Annotated in this window: 1 protein-coding gene; it reads right to left on the reverse strand. The window is 62.0% G+C overall.

All coding sequences use genetic code 11. The annotated features are described in order from the left end of the window. Positions 1-529, reverse strand: a 529-nt coding sequence (locus MAXJ12_RS34225) for a glucoamylase family protein (protein ID WP_008840849.1), incomplete at both ends; no start/stop codon positions are given.

Here is a 529-nt window from a genome sequence, read left to right on the forward strand (position 1 = left end):
GCGAGATCCACCAGCCAAAGATGTTATCCGGCGATCCCGGGTGCGTCGGATTGAAGGCTGCCTTGAAGCCATAGGCGTTGGCCGCCTTGAGCTTGGCCTGATGGATGCAGAAAGCGATCGCCGGTCGGACGATTTCTGGAGCGAACGGCAAAGAGGCTACGATGGCCCAGGGAGCCAGCGTGCCGTCGTCGGGACCATACGGGACGCCGCGCCCGACATAGTCCTCGAACCGGCGCTCGATACCGTTCAGCTTGAGTGTGGAGGGACCCGGTCCCTCGCTCGCGGTAAGGCCCCAGCAATGTTCGCCATAGCCGTCGAAACCACGCGGGTTTTCGATAGCGTAGCGTTGCTGGACGTAGGTGGCGCGCCGGCTGTTTTCGAAATAGTCGCTTCCCTTGCTGCGCATGAACGGGTCCTGGAGACCGCGAAAGTCGATCCACACATGCGAGAGCTGATGGATGAACAGCGGTCCCGCATAGAGGTAGTCGTAGCCGTAGCAGTGCTCCCAGCGGAAGGTGGCCGTCCAGGC

Origin of the sequence: Mesorhizobium alhagi CCNWXJ12-2, from assembly GCF_000236565.1 — a bacterium.
Taxonomy (GTDB): domain Bacteria; phylum Pseudomonadota; class Alphaproteobacteria; order Rhizobiales; family Rhizobiaceae; genus Allomesorhizobium; species Allomesorhizobium alhagi.